The organism is Sphingobium phenoxybenzoativorans (assembly GCF_001757355.1).
GTDB lineage: Bacteria > Pseudomonadota > Alphaproteobacteria > Sphingomonadales > Sphingomonadaceae > Sphingobium > Sphingobium phenoxybenzoativorans.
Map to the genome: position 1 here is coordinate 13,321 of NZ_MINO01000045.1, position 18,756 is coordinate 32,076.

Sequence of the window (18,756 nt, forward strand, 5' to 3'; positions counted from 1 at the left end):
CCGATGCTGCGTTCGCTTGTCGCCACCGCGCTGTCCTATCGTCTGCTCGTCCTGATCCTTGCCGCCGCCACGGCCGGGCTCGGGGTCTGGGCTTTTGTCAACTTGCCGGTCGATGCCTATCCCAACATCGCGCAGACCCAGGTGAAGCTGATCCTCAAAGCCCCCGGCATGACGCCGGAGGAGGTCGAGAGCCGCGTCATCACGCCGATCGAGACGGAGATGCTCGGCATTCCCAACCAGGCGATCCTGCGCTCGAGCGCCAAATATGCCATCGCCGACATAACCATCGACTTTACCGACGGCACCGACATCTACTGGGCGCGCCAACAGGTCGCCGAACGGCTGGCGGGCGTGACGGGCGATCTGCCTGCTGCCGTGACCGGCGGTCTCGCGCCGATCTCGACGCCCCTGTCCGACGTCTACATGTTCACGATCGAAGGGCCGCTGTCTCTCCAGCAGAAACGCGAACTGCTCGACTGGACGATCCGCCCGGCGCTGCGCACAGTGCCCGGCGTCGCGGACGTGAACGCGCTGGGCGGCTATGTTCGTACCTTCGAGGTCCGGCCTGATCCGGTGGCGCTGGCGAGCGCGAAGCTCTCGATCTCCGATCTGCGCACCGCGATCGAAAGCGGCAATCGCAATGACGGCGCGGGGCGCCTGACCGATGGCGAGGAATCGCTGATCGTCCGGGCCGTGGGCGCGATCCGCAGCGTGGAGGATCTGCAAACGCTGGTCATCGCCAGCCGGGACGGCCGCATCGTCCGCCTGGGCGACGTCGCCACAGTCGGCACCGGCAGCCTCACCCGCTATGGGGCGGTGACGCGCGGCGGCAAGGCCGAGGCGGTGGAGGGCCTGGTGATCGCGCTGCGCGGCGCGGATGCGCGGGCGGTGGTCGATGGCGTGCGGACGCGGCTTGCCGGGCTTCAGCACAGCTTGCCCGCAGGCACGCAGATCCATGTCTTCTACGATCGCTCCGATCTGATCGGGCGCGCGGTCGGCACGGTCGAGGAGGCGCTGCTGGAAGCGACCGTGCTGGTCGTCGTGCTGCTGATCCTGTTCCTCGGCGACTGGCGTGCGGCCACGATCGTCGCGGCGACCCTGCCGATGGCCGCGCTCATCACCTTCCTGTTCATGCGCGTCATGGGGCTGTCCGCGAACCTCATGAGCCTCGGCGGGCTCGCCATCGCGATCGGGATGCTGGTCGACGGCGCGGTGGTGGTGGTCGAGAATGTCGTCGAGCGCCTGAGCCATGCCCAGGGCGAGGACACGCCCCGACTCAACCACGTATTCCGCGCAACCAGCGAGGTGATCGTGCCGGTGTCGGCGGGCATCGTCATCATCGCGCTCGTGTTCCTGCCCCTGCTTTCGCTGCAGGGGCTGGAGGGCAAGCTGTTCGCGCCCGTCGCGCTCACCATCGTCTTCGCGCTCGCGGGCTCCCTGCTGCTCGCCCTGACGCTGGTGCCGGTCCTTGCCTCCTTCAGCCTCAGGAGCGGCCATCATGGTGAGCCATGGATCATGCGGCAGATCGGCCCGCGCTACCAGGCGCTGCTCGACGCGGCGTTCGCGCACAAGAAGCTGGTCTATGGTCTCTCCGCCACCGGGCTGGTGCTGGCGGGCCTCGCTTATGGCGCGGCCGGGAAGACCTTCATGCCGACGATGGACGAAGGCTCGGTGATCGTGCAGCTTACCAAGCTGCCCTCGATCAGCCTGGACCAATCGGTGGCCGGCGACATGGCGGTGCAGCGCGCGCTCCGCACCGTGCCGGAGGTGGAGGACGTGATCGCCCGCGTCGGCTCCGACGAGATCGGTCTCGATCCGATGGGACCGAACGAGACCGACAGCTTCGTCCAGTTGAAGCCGCGCTCGCAATGGCGCGGGGACAAGGATTTCGTCGTCGGGGAAATGCGCAAGGCGCTGGACGGCCTGCCCGGTATCCAATCGAGTTTCACCCAGCCGATCGAGATGCGCGTCTCGGAGATGCTCACCGGCGCGCGCGGCGATCTAGCGGTCAAGATTTTCGGGCCTGACACCGCAACGCTCGCCGAGCTCGCGGGTCGGATCCAGGATATCCTGTCCGGCATCCACGGCTCATCGGAGGTCCTGACGGTCGCCAACGACAATGTGGACTATCTCCAACTCGACATCGACCGCGCGGCGGCGGGGCGGTTCGGGATGCCGGTCGACCAGTTCCAGGACGCGCTGCGCGCACAGGTCGAGGGCGTGCGGTCCGGGGTCGTGGCCGAAGGTCAGAAACGCATTCCGATCGTCATTCGCGGTGACGACGGCATCCGGAGCGATCCGGCCCGTTTCGCCGACCTGCAATTGCGCACGCCCGATGGCACGCTGGCGCGTGTCAGCGACATGGCGCGGGTGGAGCGCACGCAGGGACCGGTGAAGCTCGATCACGAGAACGGCTCGCGCTTCGCGCTGGTGCAGGCCTTCGTCTCCGGCCGCGATCTGGTCGGCTATGTCGATGAGGCGAAGGCGCAGGTCACCGCCAAGGTACGGCTACCGGCAGGCTACAGCATCGTCTGGGGCGGTCAGTTCGAGAACCAGCAGCGCGCATCGGCCCGGCTGATGATGGTGGTGCCCGTAGCGCTGGTGTTGATCTTCCTCGTCCTGCTGGCGGCGCTGCGCTCATTGCGCGCCGCGCTGCTGATCCTCTCCAACATCCCCTTCGCGATGGTCGGCGGGCTGATCTCGCTGTGGCTGTCGGGCGAGTATCTCTCGGTCCCGGCGTCGGTGGGGTTCATCGCCCTGCTCGGCATCGCCGTGCTCAATGGGTTGGTGCTGGTGGCCTATTTCCGCCAGTTGCGCGCCGACGGGGTGGGTATGGCCGAGACCGTGCGCCTGGGCGCGCAGCGTCGGCTGCGACCGGTGCTGATGACTGCCGGCATCACGGCCTTCGGCCTCGTCCCCCTGCTGTTCGCCAGCGGGCCGGGGTCCGAGATCCAGCGGCCGCTCGCGATCGTGGTGATCGGCGGCCTCATTACCTCCACTTTGCTGACGCTGGTCCTACTGCCGATCCTGTTCGAGCGCTTCGGGGAAAGCGCCGGGGAGGCCGCTAATGCCTGACCTGCTGTTCACCCTCCATTGCGCCACCCGCGATACCGAGCTTCTCGTGGACGCGATCCGCGCCGTCTCCCCCACGCCAATCCATGTCCGCGGGGAAGCTGTGCGAGGTCGCGATTTTGGCGATGCGGGAACCGCCGAGCGCGTGTCGGGCGAATTGAAGCGTTCGACGCTCGAACTGATCGTGAGCGCAGACGCGGTGCCCGACCTGCTCCGCACCGTAAAAGACGCGCGGCGCGATCTGCCGGTCCGGTGGCGCACGACGCCCCTGCTCGATCATGGAAGGATCGCCTGATGCGGATCGTACTCGCCGCTCTCGGCCTTCTGACGGCCGCGCCTGCCCTGGCCCAGCATACCGATCTGCCGCCTGCCGACAAGGTCAACGAAGCGCTCGACAATCACCCCAGCGTCGCCGCCGCAATTGCGCGCGTCGAAGCCGCACGGGCACGCGGCGATATGCTGCGCAAAGGCCCCCACGAAGTGACGGTGAGCGGCAGCTACATTCGCCGAACCGTCGATCGCGAAGGCGGGTTCGACGAATTCGATACGACAATCAGCCGCCCATTCCGCCTGCCGGGCAAGGCCGCGCTCGACCGCGAAGCCGGTGCGCTCGGCATTGAGGTCGCGGAAAACCAGATGGAGGATGTCCGCCATCAAACCGCGCTGCTGCTGGCCGGCTATTGGCACGACTGGCTCACTGCGGGAAGCCATTATCGCAACGATCTCGACAGCGTCCGCGGGCTGGAGGAGGCAATCGCCGCCATAAAGCGGCGGGTCACGCTGCGAGACGCCGCCCAACTCGACCTCGACCAGGCGCAGGCGGCGCTGGCTCAGGCGCGCGCGCAGGCCGCATCGTCACTCTCGCTGCGCGAACAGGCGCGCGTGACCTTCGCAGCGTCCTTTCCGGAAATCCCGCTCCCCTCCGAACCACCAGAACTGGCCGACCCCATGCTGCCCGCCCAGGGGCTGGAAGCGATGCGCGACCTGGTAATCGAGCGCAGTCACGAGATCCGCGCCGCCGACAAGGAAGCGCAGCGTCTGAACGTGACTTCGCGTCGGGTGCGAGCGGATCGCATCGCAGACCCGAGCTTCGGCGTCCGCCTGTTCAGCGAGCGCGGCGGCGCGGAAGCCGGCGCGGGCGTGGTGGCTTTAATCCCGCTCGGCGGTGGCTATCGCAGAGCCGCAGCCGATCAGGCGTCAGCCGAGGCCAATGCCGCGCGCATGGAACTCGCGGCCGTGCAGCGCAGCATCGAGGCGACCGCCAATGCCGACCTTTCCAACGCGCACACCCGGCTCGATGCCTGGCGCAATGCCGACGCTTCGGCGCGCAGCGCCGGCGACGCCGCCGAAAGGACGGTGCGCGGTTACCAACTCGGGCAGATCGACCTCTCCGATATGCTCTATGCCCGCCGGCAGGCCAATGACGCGCGCCGAATGGAAATCGAGGCGCGCTCCGAAGCCGATCGTGCTCTGCTCAAGATCCAGATCGATTCCCACAGCATCTGGGCACCAGATGAAGCGGGGCACGACTAGCTAACATACGGCAAGCAAACATTCTCGACATGAAACGAGCCTGCACTTAGAGGATGCTGCGTGACCGAAGCTCGCAAATTCCTTGTCCGGCACCATTGGCTGTGCGCGCTCCTGCTAGGCGCTGCGCTGCTCGTGAAGGCGTTGGTGCCGGCGGGTTTCATGCCGGTCGTCTCGAATGGCGTGATCCTGGTCCAGCTGTGCTCGGGGCAAGGGCCTCAGAAGATCGCAATCAAGTTGCCGAGCAAAGGCGGCGAGCAGGACCATGACGAGCACAAGAAGGCGGAAGCGCCTTGCGCCTTTACCGGCCTGTCCTCGCCATCGCTCGCGGCCGTCGATGCGCTGCTCCTAGCCGTCGCCCTCGCCTTCATCCTCGCAACGGTTTTTCGGCGTCCAAACCGCATAGTCCTCCGGCGCGGCACCTATCTGCGCCCGCCGGCGATCGGTCCTCCCACCACCTGATTCCTTCGACATTCCCCGTTGATGGGCGCCCCTCGCCGGGGCGCCGCATGTGAATCAGGATTCCGACATGACGATTATGCTTGATTCCGCGCATTGCGCGGCAACCACCATGCCTGCCTTCGCTCGCTCCACCAGCAAGCAACCAACTTTCAAGGTTCGCCTCGCCGGGAGCTTCGCTTTTCCCGCACTCGTCGCTGTGCTGGCGGGCGCCCCCATCTCGCGAGCCTTCGCCCAGGACGGGACGCCGCTGCCAGAGGTCGACGTTAGCTCGGCGAGCGAGGCGGGGTCGACGGTTTCGGGTGAGCGGCTTTCCCCCTCGCGCCTGCGCGACCTTCAGGTCGGCTCGAGCGATACCGCAGCGATCCTGCAAAGCGTACCCGGCGTCAGCGGCTATGGGGCCGGGGGCTTCTCGACCTTGCCGGTGATCCGGGGCCTTGAAGCGCAGCGCTTGACCGTGCTGGTCGACGGCGTGGCGATTGCCTCGGCCTGTCCGAACGATATGAATCCGCCCCTGTCCTACACCGATCCGCAAACCGTGAGCGCGATCGACGTCATTACCGGCGTTTCGCCAGTCAGCTATGGCGGCGACAGCATCGGCGGGATCATTCGCGTCGAGAGCGCTCCGCCCCGCTTTGCGAAACAGGGCGAAACGCTGCTGACCGGCGAAGCATCGGCCTTCTATCGAAGCAATGGCGACGGGTTCGGCGGCGCGCTGTCCGTGACGGCCGCAAGCGACAGGCTCAGCCTGACCTATAGCGGCTCCTATACCCAGGCCGGCAATTTCAAGGGCGGCGGCTCGCTGGGGGGCGTGCGGTCCAGCGAATATGCCAAGACCGACCACAGCCTCAATCTCGCAGCGCAAGTCAGCAACGGCCTGATCGAGCTGAAAGGCGGCTATCATTTCACGCCCTATGAGGGTTTCCCGAACCAATATATGGACATGACGTCCAACAAATCATGGTTCCTGAACGGCCATTATGCCGGCGTCTTCGATTGGGGCAATCTCGATGTGCGGGCGAGCTGGCGCGACACCGACCACGTCATGAACTTCCTCGCCGACAAGGGCGGGACCGCGACCGGCGGGATGCCGATGAACACGGAGGTCCACAGCGCGAGCTATACCGTCCAGGCGGATATATTGCTCGGCGGCGGCACGCTGCGCCTGGGCAGCGAATTCCAGCATCAATGGCTCAACGACTATTGGCCGCCCGTTGTGGGCAATATGATGATGGGGCCGAATGCGTTCATCAACGTCAACGGGGCCAAGCGCGATCGGCTCGGCACCTTCCTCGAGTGGGAAACGCGCTGGGATAGCGGTTTCTCCCTCATCGCCGGCATCCGTAACGATCAGGTCTGGATGAACACCGGCAAGGTCGCGCCCTATGGCACCGGCATGATGCAGATGGCCGATGTCATGGCGGCAGCGGCGTTCAACAAGGCCGACCGCAAGCGCCACGACAGCAATTGGAGCGGCAGCCTGCTGGTCCGCTACGCGCTTTCGGACGGGGCGGATATCGAGATCGGCTATGCCCGCAAGGTTCGCTCGCCCAATATCTACGAGCGCTATAGCTGGGGCCGGGGCAGCATGGCGAGCCGCATGATCGGGTGGTTCGGCGACGGGAACGGCTATGTCGGCAACCTCGACCTTCGCCCCGAAAAGGCCGATACGCTGAGCGCCGCCCTGGCCATTTCCGGAGGCGGCAAGGATGGCTGGTCGTTCAAGATCGCGCCCTATTACACCCATGTCGACGAATATATCGACGCCGTTAAGCTGGCGGACTTCACCGACATGATGGGCAGTCCGACCGGGTTCGTTCAATTGCAGTTCGCCAACCAGAAGGCAGAGATCTACGGCATCGACATATCGGGCGCCGTGCCGCTATGGTCATCGTCGTCGGCCGGCACCGCGCGTCTGACCGCGCGCGCGAGCTGGCTGCACGGCCAGAATCTGACCGACCACGCACCGCTCTATCACCAGATGCCGTTCAATGCGGCGCTGAGCCTCGAGCATCGGATCGGCGGCCTCGAAACCCGGATTGACCTCGACATCGTGACGGAAAAGGATCGCGCCGATCCGACCCGCAACGAACCGCGGACGGGCAGCTACGCGCTGCTCAATGTCCAGCTCGCCTATCGCATCGACAAGGTTCGCCTGACGCTCGGCGCCGACAATCTGTTCGACAAGGCCTATTATGCTCCGCTTAGCGGCATGTCGCTCGGCGATCTGAAGGCGACCGGCGTGCGCCGCCCGGTTCCGGGCCGGGGGCGATCGGTCAACGCCGGGATCACGATTGCGTTTTGAGCGCCCATGCTCCCGAACTCGCACGACATGAACGAGGAGCCGAGGGCAGGCTATGGCCAGCCCTCGGCCTGGTCGCAGCGCCTGGGCGCGGGCCTTGCCGCCGCGTCATGCTGCCTGCTGGTGCTAGTGGCGCTCAATGCCAATCTATCGGGACGGCTGCGAATGACGCAGCCTGTGCAGGTGAGCCGCTTCCGGTTGTTTACCCCGTCGCCACCGTCACCACCGCCTTCAACGTTGTCGCGATCGCGGACAGACGAGGCCCGCCTATCGCCGGAGCGGCGCCCTGCGCACCCGCCTGAGCTGGCTACGACGGGAGAAAGAGGCGGACCAGCTTCGTCGCCTATACCCGCTGCTCCAGCAATCGCCTCTCCGTTCGCTGTCGCGCCGGTAAGCAGACCGCCCGCGCCGGAACCCGAGGTCGCGCCGCCGCAAGCCCAGGATGATAAGAAACAGTCCGCGCTTGCGGCCTATCAGCGCCAGCTCTGGGCGCGAATAGCCGCGCGCAAGCCCGCGGGGATCCACCTCGACGGGGTCGCAACGGTCCGCTTCATCGTCGGGGCTGACGGCGCGCTGATTGCCGTCGAGCTGGCCGGCAGCAGCGGGAATGCCGCGCTCGATCGCCTGGCGCTCCGCACGGTGCGCAATGCTGCTCCTTTTCCAACACCGCCTATGGGCGTGGAAAGCGAGCAGTTGGTCTTTACGATACCATTCAGCTTTCATTGAGGCCGCATGGCGGACGAGGATGGCTCGATCGTCAATAGGGCGACGCGCACACGTTCCAGAAACAAAACACGGTGATCGTCGCGAGCCTTGATGGGAGCCTGCGCCTCATCGACAAGAGCCTGTCCGGCACGTTGCCCATGCGTCTCGATCAGTGCGAGCGCCGCCGCTATTTCCTCGGAATTGGCAGCGTCACCATCGGATGAACCTTTCCCCGGAAGCCGAAGCGATAGCTTCTTGCGCGCCATATTATCACCCTTTTCTTGAATGCTCTCAGGCCCGTGCGCTCACCAGCCAGGCCTTCGCCCCCATATGAACGCCATTCTCATCGCAATGGCGCTCGAACAGCTCGACAAGATGCTGGTGAATGGCCTTGCGTACCTCTGCCCCGTTCTGTCGAACAAGATCGCCGATCTGCATCCCCTCAAGCACGAAGCGAGCGGCGCTCTCGGGATCACTGCCGGGGCCGCCCACGCGCTGCTCACCTGTCCAGGCATCGAATCTGACCTCGCAGAAACCCGCGCTTTGGAGAAGGTCGATCACATAGTCCTGCTCGCCGAGCGCGAATGGTCCCGGCGCGCGCGACTGCGGCGTCGGCAGGTCCATATGCTCCTTGATGATGCCCATGACACTAAGCTGCCACGGATTGTCAGCGATGGGCGCCCAGACAGCGATGTCGAGCCGCCCGCCATCGCGCAACATCCGGCGCAGATTGGCGAAAGCGGGATAAGGCTCAGCGAAGAACATCGAACCGAAGCGCGAGAACAGCCGATCGAACGGCGCTTCTTTCGGCATCGCAGTGGCGGCATCGCCCTGCTCAAAGCGGATATTGGCAAGGCCCGCGCGCTGTGCCCGTTCCCTGGCCATCCCCACCAGATCGGGTGAGATGTCGAGGCCGAGCACAAATCCGGTGTTGCCGACGGCCGTGGCGATCTGCCGCGTGGTCCAGCCACCGCCGCATCCGACATCGACCACCGTTTCGCCGAAGTTGTATGCGGCCTGGGCAAGCAACGCCCTGCCGATCGGCTCGATCATGCTTTCGAAGCGGTCGAGCTGGGCGAGCCAACGCATGCCCGCCTGGCCGGCCCAATCGTGCGCGGCCAAACCTTCCCTGTTCTCCCCAGCATCGTTCATCGATGTATTCCCATCGTCGTTACAAGAATCAGCCCAGGATCGCGGCGGTGCTTTGCCACAGCATGTAGGCGGCAACCGCAAAGATCAGCAGTGCGAATATCGTATTGAGCACCCCCTTGTGCGCCGACAGCCGCCGAGAGAGCGCCGCGCCCACAAGGCCGCCGATGACGCCGCCGGCGATGAACGCCGCAGCAAGCCCCCAATCAACCAGGCCGGAAAGGGCATAGTTGAGCGCGGCAGTCAGACCAAAAGCGGTGACGGCGACCAGCGACGATCCGACGGCGTTGCGCATCGGCATCCCGGTCGAAGCCATCAGTCCCGGCACGATCAGGAAGCCCCCGCCGATGCCGAAGAACCCGGAAAAGAGACCAGTGGCGGCCCCATAACCGATCACCTTGGGCGCATTCTCGCGCCGGCATTGGACATCGGGATTGCCGGGATCGCCCCGGCTTTTTAGCATCAGCCCGCCAACCAGGACCATCAGCAGAGCGAACAGGAACAGCAGCTTCTGTCCATCGAACGCTTTACCGAGCGTCGATCCGGCATAGGCGCCGGCGACACCAGCGGCGGCGAACATGCCGGCGCAACGCCATTTGATCGTCCGCTGGCGCGCGTGGGGAACGAGATTGGCCCCGGCATTGGCGGCGACCGCCAGCGCGCTGGTGCCGATCGCGACATGCGGCGAGGCGACGCCGACCAGATAGACCATGAGCGGGACGGCGAGGATTGAGCCCCCACCGCCCACCAGCCCCAGCGTGAATCCGACGAGCGAGCCCGATCCGGCACCAAGCAGATATTGGATGGGTTCGAGTGCCATGGCCTTACAGCGCGTTTATCGGCAGCTTGAGGTAGCGCATGCCATTGTCTTCCGGCTCGGGCAGGTGGCCGCCGCGCATGTTGACCTGGATGGACGGCAGGATGAGGCGCGGCATCCCGAGCGTCGCATCGCGCGCCTCGCGCATGGCGACGAACTGGTCCTCGCTCACCCCGTCGCGAACATGGACATTATGCTCTCGCTCCTCGCCGACCGACGTTTCCCAGGCATAGGTATCGCGCCCGGGGGCCTTGTAGTCGTGGCAAAGATGAAGGCCGGTCTGATCGGGGAGCGACAGCAGGCGGCGGATCGACCGATAAAGCGTGCGCGCATCGCCGCCCGGGAAGTCAGCGCGGGCCGTGCCGTAGTCGGGCATGAACAGCGTGTCGCCGATGAACGCCGCATCGCCGATCACATAGGTCATGTCGGCGGGCGTATGGCCCGGCACATGCAGCGCGATCGCCTCGATCGAGCCGACCCTGAAACGGTCGCCGTCATCGAACAGCCGGTCGAACTGCGAGCCGTCGCGAGCAAAGCGCGTTCCCTCGTTGAAGATCTTGCCGAAGACCTCCTGCACGGTGAGAATATGGCGACCGATCGCCAGCGTGCCGCCCAGCTTCTCCTGAAGATAGGGCGCGGCCGACAGATGGTCGGCATGGGCGTGCGTCTCCAGCAGCCATTCGACCTCGAGCCCTTCGCTCCGGATATAGTCGATCACCTTGTCGGCCGACGCGAAGGAGGTGCGCCCCGAAGCCGGATCGAAATCGAGCACGCTATCGATGATCGCGGCCTTGGCCGTGGCGGGATCTGAGATGACGTGGGTCACGGTAAACGTGTCCTCGTCGAAGAAGCTGCGGATGACCGCGGGCCGCGCATTACTCGCGGCCTCGACGATGCGGGTGGCTTCACGGATTTGCGGGTCGGCCATGGGCCTTGTCCTTTCCTGTCTGGCCCGGCGTACCGGCTTCGCACTTGGGACGCGAAGCCGGCCCAGCTGCCTCAGAGGGTCTTCTTGCTGAAATACCAATCGGTGTAGTCGTAACCTTCGTCCTTGCGGGCCCTGGCGGCTTCAGCCGTCGCGGGCGGCAGCACGATCACCGGCTCGCCGGGCTGCCAGTTTTCAGGCGTCGCCACCTTGTTGGCGTCGGACGTCTGGAGCGCGGTGAGCAGGCGGACGAATTCATCGACCGAGCGGCCGTTCGACATCGGATAATAGACCATCGCGCGGACAATGCCTTCGGGGTCGATGATGAAGGTGGCGCGAACGGCCGAGGTGTCCGAGGCACCGGGATGGATCATGCCGAAGGCCTTGGCGACGTTCATCGACAGATCGTCGATAATCGGGAACGGGATCTCGACGCCGAACTTCTCCTCGATGCTGCGCATCCAGGCGATGTGCGAATGCACCGAGTCGATGGAGAGGCCCAGCAGTTCGCAGTTGAGCGCCTTGAAGCGGTCGGCGGCCTTGGCGAAGCCCATGAATTCGGTCGTGCAGACCGGCGTGAAGTCGGCGGGGTGGGAAAAGAGAACGAGCCACTTGCCCTTGTAATCGTCGAGCGAGCGTTCGCCGTGGGTCGTCTTGGCCTTGAAGGCAGGCGCGGGTTCGTTGATCCGCGGCATGGAGGGAGTGACCTGGTCTGTCATTTTATCGTCTCCTGTGACTGAGTGAGTGACAGATATTGAATACACATTTCTATTAATCGTGATAACACGATAAATCTAATTCCTTTGATCGGATTTTTCAATCACTTCTGCAATCGGCCGAATTAGGCCGGATTCGCAGCGCACGGGACCAGAGGCGCGAACACGTCAAAGCATCGTTTATGCTAAGTATGGGGTCATCACACCCCGAATCAGGCGGTGACGAGCGCCTGCCTTGTCCAGGCGACGAGTCGCGCACGGTCCATCGCCCCGGCCTGTCGGGCGACCTCGCGGCCACCCCTGAACAGGATCAGCGTCGGAATCGACTGAATGCGGTAGCGCCCGGCAATACCCTGCTCAGCTTCGGTATCGACCTTCAGGAGCCGGACATGCGGCTCCAGCTCCGCAGCGGCCGCCTTGAACGCCGGCGCCATGGCGCGGCAAGGTCCGCACCAGCTCGCCCAGAAATCGACGAGAACCGGCAGGCTTCCGCGACCTACATGCCGATCGAATGCCGCCTGGTCGACATCGACCGGCTGTCCCTGGAAAAGCGGCATTCCGCATTTCCCGCAAATTGGCGCCGCGCCGATCTTCGCTGCAGGAACGCGGTTGATGCTCGCGCAAACCGGGCAGGCTACCAGCGGGACATCGGACATGCGCTTCTCTCCTGTGGAACGCCAATACCGCTTAATCGTTTACCCGCATGATGTAACCGTGTAAGGGAGAGGGTTCAAGACTTGCCTCTCTGCAGGAGTGAGAAAGTTGAACTCGAACGCAGACGACAATGCCGTGTGCTCCCCTATCCAGATCGGCGATCCCGCGCCTGATTTCCGCGCCCGCACGACGATGGGCGACATGACCCTGTCCGGCCATCGCGGCCGCTGGGTACTGCTGTTCTCTCATCCCGCCGATTTTACGCCGGTTTGCACCAGTGAATTCGTCGCCCTCTCGCGCGCCAGCGATCGGTTCAAGGCGCTCGGCTGCGACCTGGTCGCGGTGTCGGTCGACAGCCTCTATTCCCATCTCGGATGGATCAGGGCGATCCGCGAGCATTTCGGCGTGACCATCGCTTTCCCGATCGTCGAAGATCCCTCGATGGTGATCGGCCGCGCCTATGGAATGCTCGCGGACAACGCCCCCGACGCGGCCACGCTGCGCTCGACCTTCTTCATCGACCCCGAAGGCATTGTCCGCGCCAAGCTCTGCTATCCAGCCACCATCGGGCGATCGGTGGAGGAGCTGCTTCGAGTCCTGACCGCGCTGCAACGGGTCGACAACGACAACGTAGTGACCCCCGAAGGCTGGCATCCCGGCGATGACGTGCTTCTTCCGCCCTATCAGGACCAGCACGGTGCGCTCGATGCGGCGGGCGATGGCTGCTGGTTCCACCGCACGCAGCCCGACAAGCATGGGAAAACAGGCAAGTGATGACTTTCACCGATACGCAGCTTGAAGAGGCTGCCAGCGTCCTCAAGGCGATCGCCCATGACGTCCGCCTGAAGCTCCTGCGGACGCTCCTCGAACATGGCGAGAAGTCTGTAGGCGAACTCGAAGCCCTCACCGGCATCGGTCAACCGGGCCTGTCCCAACAACTCGCAATTTTGCGCAAGGCGGAACTGGTTCAGACGCGCCGCGATGCGAAACTCGTTTTCTATAGCATCGTATCGGCCAATATGGAGGGAACAGCGGAATTGCTATGCGCTCTAGCGGGAACTCCGATAAATAGAGGAGACACTGCCGCGAAAACAAAGCGACCTTTTCCCCAGGGATCGGTCGCTACCTTCGCCAAGATTTTGTGACGATATTGTCCTGGACGATGTCTACGAAGAAAGTTCTGAACATCATCGCTGCAACGTTAGAGAGCATTTCGAGGCTTGTGGAATACCATAACTGCAAGCATTCGCCGTAAGCGCCTCGCCTGATCCGCTCCAGCGTCCGGCTCATGGGAGCAATTTCGCGGTCAAGAAGCGAGGTCTGGCCTTCGAGGGCGGCATCGTCCTCCATTTTCCCTGCTTGAGCTCAACCAGTTCGCGGACGTCGCCCACGTCCTTGCAAGAACTCCATGGAATCAATCTCAGTGCCACTATCGATCCGGGCTTCACCGATCAAATTCGGAACCATACGTAAGGACAGACGAAGATCGGCGAGTTTACAGATGATTGGCCTGCGACCCGCGCATAACCAGCCTATTGGACCGCCGGCGAGAGAATGAGAGGACCGATGAGTAGCGTACCCACCATAACCTTCCACGGCGCTGCCGGCACAGTCACTGGTTCCTGCATGGAACTACGCCATGGCGGAAAGACGATCCTCATAGATTGCGGCTTGTTCCAGGGATCCCGGACGCTGGAAACACTCAATCGCGACCCCTTCGAGTTCGACGTGCGCAAGATCGACGCCGTTGTCCTGACGCACGCGCATATCGACCATAGCGGCCTGCTGCCCAGGCTCACGGCGGAAGGGTATCGCGGGCCGATCTTCGCGACACCGCAAACCCGCGACCTTCTGTATTACATGCTGCCCGACGCCGGACGAATTCAGGAGGGCGATGCGGAGCGCCGCAATCGACGGCAGGATCGCCGGGACGAGGAGCCGATCGAACCGATCTATACCGAAGCGGATTCCAAAGCGGCCTATGAACAGGTCGAGACAGTAGCGCTGCACGACTGGTTCGCACCTGCCGCCGGTTTTCGGGCCCGCTTGTGGAATGCGGGCCATATCCTGGGTTCCACATCCGTGGAGATCGAGGTCGGTGGCGTGCACTTGCTCTTCTCCGGCGACCTGGGTCCAGACCACAAGGCCTTTCATGCCGATCCCGAGGGTCCGGCAGGACTCGATCATGTGTTCTGCGAGAGCACCTATGGCGACCGCGTCCGCGAGGACGTGACGATCGAGCAGCGCCGGACTTTGCTGGAAGCCGAGATCAATGCAGCGCTTACGCGCGGCGGCAACCTCGTCATTCCCGTTTTCGCGCTCGAACGCACCCAGGAATTGCTCCTCGATATCGCGACCCTGATCAACACCGGACGCCTGGCGCATCCACAGGTGTTCATCGATTCGCCACTTGCGACCCGCGCGACAGAGGTGTTCGCCAAACATGCCGGGGAACTCGAAGACATGGGCTCGGGTGAAATCTTCCGTCACCCCTCGTTCCACTACACTGCCAGCACGATGGAATCGATGCGGCTCAACGACATGTCCGGAGCCATCATCATGGCGGCATCCGGCATGTGCGAAGCGGGACGCATCCGTCACCATCTGCGGTACAATCTCGGCCGCCGTGAATCGACGATCCTGTTCGTCGGTTTCCAGGCCGCAGGCACCCTTGGCCGGACAATCCTCGATGGCGCGAACCGCGTGCGCATCTGGGGGCAGGACGTCGCGGTGCGCGCGCAGATCCGGCGGATCGACACTTATTCGGCGCATGCCGACCAGAAGGATCTGCAGCGCTGGATAAGGGCGCGGAAGCCGATCGATGGCAGCCTGTTCCTGGGACACGGCGAAGAGGGCTCGATCGAGACGTTCCGCCGCCTGATGCAGGCGGACGATGCTGCGGCATCGATTGTCACGCCGAAGATCGGGGAAACCTATTCACTGCCGTCACGCGCCTCGTCCAAGCGCCTGAAGACCGGAAAGCTGGAACTACAGGAGGCTGTCGGCCGCGATTGGCAGAATGACTATGCGGATTTTTCGACCCATCTGAAAAAAGAACTGCAGAATATCGAGAGCGCGTCGGCCCGGCGCGAGGCACTCGCCCGCATGGCCGAGATTCTGCATTCCTATCAGGCCTATCGCGAGCATCGTAAGAGCCGATCGAGCTGATCGGCGAAAACAAAGTGACCAGCCCCAGACATAAACGGGTGCCGGCATGCGCGAATTCGCTATATATCATAGTTTCATCAAAGGAGTAATTATGTCGAATACCCCCCACACCCTGAGCGAGGAATTCCCCGGTCAGATGGACAAGATTCACGCCTTGAAGGTTTCGGACTCTCGCTTCGCGCAGCTTCTTCTCGATTATGATGTCGTGAACGACGAAATCCACGTGGCTGAAACCAATATCGAACCGACCTCGCAAGATCACGAGACCGAACTTCGCAAGCGCCGCCTCGCGATCAAGGATCAGATCGCCGAAGCCCTGTCGCAGGCCGCCTGATCTGCCCAAGGGCCGGATGCCGCGCGTTCGGCCCTTACGACAATAGCCGGCCATGGCTCTGCGTCGCCACAAATTCACGGCCAGCAACGAAAGCGCGCATCCCCCCTCAGGAATGGACCTGAACCAGCTTCGAACCAGGCACGAGCTGCCCGCTCATCGCTCCTAGCGAAACACCATGAGCGCGGCGATACCGGCAGCAGATGCCAGAACTGATGCGAAGAGTGGGCCGGACGCCTTCCAGCCTTGCTTTGATGGCCCTGCCAGTACCAGCGTGAGTACAGCCTTCCACATCGTGTTGGCGAGCACGGGCACCGCAAGCACCAGTCCGGCCGTGTCGGGTTTCAACATATCCTCAGGCAGCCCCGCGAGCGTGAGTACGGCTGCGTCCACATCCCACATGCCCGTAAGACCAAGCACAACGACAATGCCCTGATCGCCGAACCGCGCGAGCGCCCAACGTGCCGGGACAGCAATCAACGCAACCGCGCCCGCCAGCAGAAGCGCCGGCCCGAAATCCAGCGGATTGCCCAGCTTCACCTCGCTGGCGCCATCACCATCCACCTTGGAGCGTAGCGCCAGAAGGGTTGTCAGACCGCCGACGACGAAAGCCGGAACCATTGCAAGCGCGAGCGATGTGCTGGCGTAGGGGATGAGGGTAAAAGAGAGTATCTGGACGCGCGCGAACATCACGAGCGAGGCGAGCGCAATACCAGCAATCAAGGGGCCTTGCGGACCATCATTGGCGCGCAAACGCCGGGCATAGGCAACAGTGACCGCCGTGGACGATACCAATGCCCCGAACAAAGCGGTTATCATGACCCCCTTGTCCGCGCCGAGCCGACGACTGGCGACATAGCCGGCGAAGGAGAGTCCGAGCACGACGACGACGACCATCCAGATTTGCCGCGGGTTCCAGGCCTCAAAGGGGCCGTAGCTCGCATCCGGCAGCAGCGGCAGGATGACCAACGCGACGATCGCGAACGTGGCGATCGATTCGACCTCCTTGTGGCTCATCCCTTTGAGCATGGCGTGGGATTGCTGCCTGAGCGTCAGGATCAAGGTGGTTACCGCCGCGACGGCCAGCGTCTCGCTCACCAGGCCCTGCCCGGCCATATATCCCAAGGCGAAGGTGATAATGCCGACCAACGTATTGGTGATGGACAGGCTGGCCGTGCGGGCTTGTTCGCTGCGATATCCAAGAACCAGGCTGGCAGTGACCGCCAGCCCGATTACCGCCGCAAGGCTTTCGGGCATATGGCTGGCAAGGCCGCCGGCAAGACCGAGCAGGCCAAAGGTGCGCAAACCGCTGACCCGGCTGCCATCCGCTGCCTCGCGCTGCCGCCAGCCTCGCTCGATACCGATCAGCACGCCTACCGCGAGCGCCGCAGCAAGCGAACGAAGCAGTTCCATATCAAGCGATATCAAATGATCACTCCACGGCAAGGTAATCGATCGGGAACGGTAGTATGAACGCGGCAGATAGGCTCCTCCTTATGCGCGACGTGGATTGAATGGATTTGATTACGCGCGCCAAATCGATCCGCCCCCAGGCCAGCTACAGATATCCCTATATTAGCGGCGATCCTTCAAGTTGATTGTTCGACCCTTGCCGACGAGACTCAAGAAGGTCGGTCGATGACTCACCACCACGACTCCGGTCCCTGTCTCGCGAAGCCACGCGTCGAGGTGGCCCGCAAGCCGCGCCTCCGTCGCCATGTCCAACCCCTCGCTCGGCTCGTCGAGCAGCAGCCACGGCCTGCCGGCAAGCAAGGCGCGGGCGATCGACAACCGCTTGCGCTGGCCGCCCGACAACCGCGCTCCGCCGTCGCCGACCCATTGGTCAAGCCCATGCGGCATCGCGCGAATATCGACAGCGAGGCAGGCGACTTCCAGCGCCGCCCAAAGCCGTTCGTCGCTGAGGCCGGGGCGCGCCACACGCAAATTGTCGCGGATGGTTCCCGACAGGAGCTGGGCATCCTGGGGCGAGAGCGCGAATGCCGCTCGCACGTCCTCGGACGGCAGGGAAGCAAGAAGCTGGTCATCAAGAGCAATGCCACAATGCTCGCCAGCGGGCCGAATACCAGCGAGCGTTTCCAGAAGGCTGGTCTTGCCGCTGCCGGATTTGCCTGAAATCCCCAAGCGCTCGCCCGCCACGATCCGGACATGCAGGCCGTCCCGATCAAAGGCAATGCTCCGCGCGGGCGCCATGGATGCCGTCGCCTTGCGGACAAGCGCAGAGGGTTGACCCGCCATGCCCTCCAATCGCGAGAGGGCGGCCGCGACCAGCGCGCTTCGCGATACGCCGCGCACATAGCCGGAAAGGGCCTCGATCGCACCCGCCGCCGCCAGCACGGCAAGCACCGTCAACGGCAGGGAGGCATGGGAGAGGATCAGCATCGCGCCCATGGCGATGCCTCCACCCAACACGAGGCCCGCGTCGATGATTGCTTCGCCGCGCGCAAAACGACGCCGCGCGCTGTCCAGTTCGGCCGTCTCGACCGCGAGGCTTCGCCCGATCGCCGGAGCGAGATCGTAGGCAAGGATTTCGGGCGAGGCGGCGGCATAATCCACCATGCCCGCCTTGAGCCGCGCAAGCGCCGCTGCCATGTCGGTCGCGGCGCTCGCCAGCAGGTGGGGGGTCGCCAAATGCGCCCAGAGGACAAGCCCGACAAGCAACGCCAGCAAGACAAGGCTCGCCCAAGGGCTGGCAAGCCATGCAAGGACAAGACCGATCGCAGCCCCGGCGAGCGCAGCAGGCAACGCGGGCCTACGGATCAGCCTGTCCTCCAATGCGCCGATGTCCTGCACGAGCCGCGTCACGGCATCGCCCGCCGAGACCGCCCGCACGTCGCGCTCGGACAGGATGCGATCGAACAGGCGCGCGCGAACCGCGGCGAGCGCCAACAGCGCGCCGCGATGGCCACA

General features: G+C 64.1%; 19 protein-coding genes. 10 read left to right on the top strand and 9 right to left on the bottom strand.

What is annotated here, in order from left to right; translation table 11 throughout:
* Positions 1–3: 3 nt before the first annotated feature.
* From BHQ40_RS17290 to BHQ40_RS25275, 6 genes are all read left to right on the top strand, one after another.
* Positions 4–3,075: an efflux RND transporter permease subunit gene (locus BHQ40_RS17290; RefSeq protein WP_021246261.1), complete on the top strand. Its 3,072-nt coding sequence runs from the start codon at positions 4–6 to the stop codon at positions 3,073–3,075.
* Complete coding sequence (locus tag BHQ40_RS17295) at positions 3,068–3,367, top strand: DUF3240 family protein (RefSeq protein ID WP_021246260.1); 300 nt, start codon at positions 3,068–3,070, stop codon at positions 3,365–3,367. Before BHQ40_RS17290 ends, BHQ40_RS17295 begins: the two co-directional genes overlap by 8 nt.
* Positions 3,367–4,605, top strand: coding sequence for a TolC family protein (locus tag BHQ40_RS17300; RefSeq protein WP_021246259.1), 1,239 nt, complete (start codon positions 3,367–3,369; stop codon positions 4,603–4,605). The genes BHQ40_RS17295 and BHQ40_RS17300 overlap by 1 nt, the downstream gene beginning before the upstream one ends.
* Positions 4,606–4,665: 60 nt before the next feature.
* Complete coding sequence (locus tag BHQ40_RS17305; protein WP_021246258.1) at positions 4,666–5,064, top strand: DUF2946 family protein; 399 nt, start codon at positions 4,666–4,668, stop codon at positions 5,062–5,064.
* 109 nt (positions 5,065–5,173) lie between these two features.
* The gene (locus BHQ40_RS17310; protein ID WP_096362195.1) at positions 5,174–7,366 is read left to right on the top strand and encodes a TonB-dependent receptor; all 2,193 of its coding nucleotides are present in this window, start codon (positions 5,174–5,176) and stop codon (positions 7,364–7,366) included.
* 6 nt (positions 7,367–7,372) lie between these two features.
* Positions 7,373–8,089 carry an energy transducer TonB family protein gene (locus BHQ40_RS25275; protein WP_021690801.1) on the top strand — a complete coding sequence of 239 codons (717 nt, stop codon included), beginning with the start codon at positions 7,373–7,375 and terminating at the stop codon, positions 8,087–8,089.
* Here BHQ40_RS25275 and BHQ40_RS17320 read toward each other — a convergent pair.
* The 6 genes from BHQ40_RS17320 to trxC all read right to left on the bottom strand — a co-directional run bounded on the left by BHQ40_RS17320 (position 8,083) and on the right by trxC (position 12,331).
* Complete coding sequence (locus BHQ40_RS17320) at positions 8,083–8,334, bottom strand: hypothetical protein (protein ID WP_021246255.1); 252 nt, start codon at positions 8,332–8,334, stop codon at positions 8,083–8,085. The two genes, BHQ40_RS25275 and BHQ40_RS17320, sit on opposite strands and share 7 nt — an antisense overlap.
* Positions 8,335–8,359: 25 nt before the next feature.
* Positions 8,360–9,220 carry a class I SAM-dependent methyltransferase gene (locus BHQ40_RS17325; RefSeq protein ID WP_021246254.1) on the bottom strand — a complete coding sequence of 287 codons (861 nt, stop codon included), beginning with the start codon at positions 9,218–9,220 and terminating at the stop codon, positions 8,360–8,362.
* A gap of 28 nt (positions 9,221–9,248) precedes the next feature.
* Entirely contained in the window at positions 9,249–10,037 is a 789-nt protein-coding gene (locus BHQ40_RS17330; RefSeq protein WP_021246253.1) for a sulfite exporter TauE/SafE family protein, read from the bottom strand.
* Between the two features lie 4 nt (positions 10,038–10,041).
* On the bottom strand, positions 10,042–10,962 hold the full coding sequence (locus BHQ40_RS17335) for an MBL fold metallo-hydrolase (protein WP_021246252.1): 921 nt from the start codon (positions 10,960–10,962) through the stop codon (positions 10,042–10,044).
* Positions 10,963–11,033: 71 nt separating this feature from the next.
* Positions 11,034–11,678, bottom strand: coding sequence for a peroxiredoxin (locus BHQ40_RS17340; RefSeq protein ID WP_021690804.1), 645 nt, complete (start codon positions 11,676–11,678; stop codon positions 11,034–11,036).
* A gap of 209 nt (positions 11,679–11,887) precedes the next feature.
* Positions 11,888–12,331: a thioredoxin TrxC gene (gene trxC / locus BHQ40_RS17345; RefSeq protein ID WP_021246250.1), complete on the bottom strand. Its 444-nt coding sequence runs from the start codon at positions 12,329–12,331 to the stop codon at positions 11,888–11,890.
* Positions 12,332–12,437: 106 nt separating this feature from the next.
* On the opposite strand from trxC, the gene BHQ40_RS17350 reads away from it, so the two are divergent.
* Both BHQ40_RS17350 and BHQ40_RS17355 read left to right on the top strand, forming a co-directional pair.
* The gene (locus tag BHQ40_RS17350) at positions 12,438–13,103 is read left to right on the top strand and encodes a peroxiredoxin (protein WP_021246249.1); all 666 of its coding nucleotides are present in this window, start codon (positions 12,438–12,440) and stop codon (positions 13,101–13,103) included.
* Positions 13,100–13,474: an ArsR/SmtB family transcription factor gene (locus BHQ40_RS17355; protein WP_031291857.1), complete on the top strand. Its 375-nt coding sequence runs from the start codon at positions 13,100–13,102 to the stop codon at positions 13,472–13,474. Before BHQ40_RS17350 ends, BHQ40_RS17355 begins: the two co-directional genes overlap by 4 nt.
* Here BHQ40_RS17355 and BHQ40_RS17360 read toward each other — a convergent pair.
* On the bottom strand, positions 13,452–13,679 hold the full coding sequence (locus tag BHQ40_RS17360; RefSeq protein WP_021246247.1) for a hypothetical protein: 228 nt from the start codon (positions 13,677–13,679) through the stop codon (positions 13,452–13,454). The genes BHQ40_RS17355 and BHQ40_RS17360 overlap by 23 nt on opposite strands.
* A gap of 216 nt (positions 13,680–13,895) precedes the next feature.
* On the opposite strand from BHQ40_RS17360, the gene BHQ40_RS17365 reads away from it, so the two are divergent.
* Positions 13,896–15,497, top strand: a complete 1,602-nt coding sequence (locus BHQ40_RS17365) for an MBL fold metallo-hydrolase (protein WP_021690805.1) — start codon at positions 13,896–13,898, stop codon at positions 15,495–15,497.
* Positions 15,498–15,588: 91 nt separating this feature from the next.
* On the top strand, positions 15,589–15,831 hold the full coding sequence (locus BHQ40_RS17370; protein WP_021246245.1) for an HP1242/YdcH family protein: 243 nt from the start codon (positions 15,589–15,591) through the stop codon (positions 15,829–15,831).
* Positions 15,832–15,993: 162 nt separating this feature from the next.
* On the opposite strand, the gene BHQ40_RS17375 is transcribed toward BHQ40_RS17370, so the two are convergent.
* Entirely contained in the window at positions 15,994–17,256 is a 1,263-nt protein-coding gene (locus BHQ40_RS17375) for an MgtC/SapB family protein (RefSeq protein ID WP_210766563.1), read from the bottom strand.
* Positions 17,257–17,403: 147 nt separating this feature from the next.
* Positions 17,404–18,756, bottom strand: a 1,353-nt coding sequence (locus BHQ40_RS17380; RefSeq protein WP_070157054.1) for an ATP-binding cassette domain-containing protein, incomplete at its 5' end; no start/stop codon positions are given.

Excerpts from the sequence above, each read along its gene's own strand:
- BHQ40_RS17340 (WP_021690804.1), bottom strand. The coding sequence starts at position 11,678 with ATGACAGACCAGGTCACTCCCTCCATGCCGCGGATCAACGAACCCGCG.
- BHQ40_RS17310 (WP_096362195.1), top strand. The coding sequence starts at position 5,174 with ATGCCTGCCTTCGCTCGCTCCACCAGCAAGCAACCAACTTTCAAGGTT.
- BHQ40_RS17320 (WP_021246255.1), bottom strand. The coding sequence starts at position 8,334 with ATGGCGCGCAAGAAGCTATCGCTTCGGCTTCCGGGGAAAGGTTCATCC.
- BHQ40_RS17330 (WP_021246253.1), bottom strand. The coding sequence starts at position 10,037 with ATGGCACTCGAACCCATCCAATATCTGCTTGGTGCCGGATCGGGCTCG.
- BHQ40_RS17300 (WP_021246259.1), top strand. The coding sequence starts at position 3,367 with ATGCGGATCGTACTCGCCGCTCTCGGCCTTCTGACGGCCGCGCCTGCC.
- BHQ40_RS17370 (WP_021246245.1), top strand. The coding sequence starts at position 15,589 with ATGTCGAATACCCCCCACACCCTGAGCGAGGAATTCCCCGGTCAGATG.
- trxC (WP_021246250.1), bottom strand. The coding sequence starts at position 12,331 with ATGTCCGATGTCCCGCTGGTAGCCTGCCCGGTTTGCGCGAGCATCAAC.
- BHQ40_RS17295 (WP_021246260.1), top strand. The coding sequence starts at position 3,068 with ATGCCTGACCTGCTGTTCACCCTCCATTGCGCCACCCGCGATACCGAG.
- BHQ40_RS17335 (WP_021246252.1), bottom strand. The coding sequence starts at position 10,962 with ATGGCCGACCCGCAAATCCGTGAAGCCACCCGCATCGTCGAGGCCGCG.
- BHQ40_RS17325 (WP_021246254.1), bottom strand. The coding sequence starts at position 9,220 with ATGAACGATGCTGGGGAGAACAGGGAAGGTTTGGCCGCGCACGATTGG.
- BHQ40_RS25275 (WP_021690801.1), top strand. The coding sequence starts at position 7,373 with ATGCTCCCGAACTCGCACGACATGAACGAGGAGCCGAGGGCAGGCTAT.
- BHQ40_RS17365 (WP_021690805.1), top strand. The coding sequence starts at position 13,896 with ATGAGTAGCGTACCCACCATAACCTTCCACGGCGCTGCCGGCACAGTC.
- BHQ40_RS17290 (WP_021246261.1), top strand. The coding sequence starts at position 4 with ATGCTGCGTTCGCTTGTCGCCACCGCGCTGTCCTATCGTCTGCTCGTC.
- BHQ40_RS17360 (WP_021246247.1), bottom strand. The coding sequence starts at position 13,679 with ATGGAGGACGATGCCGCCCTCGAAGGCCAGACCTCGCTTCTTGACCGC.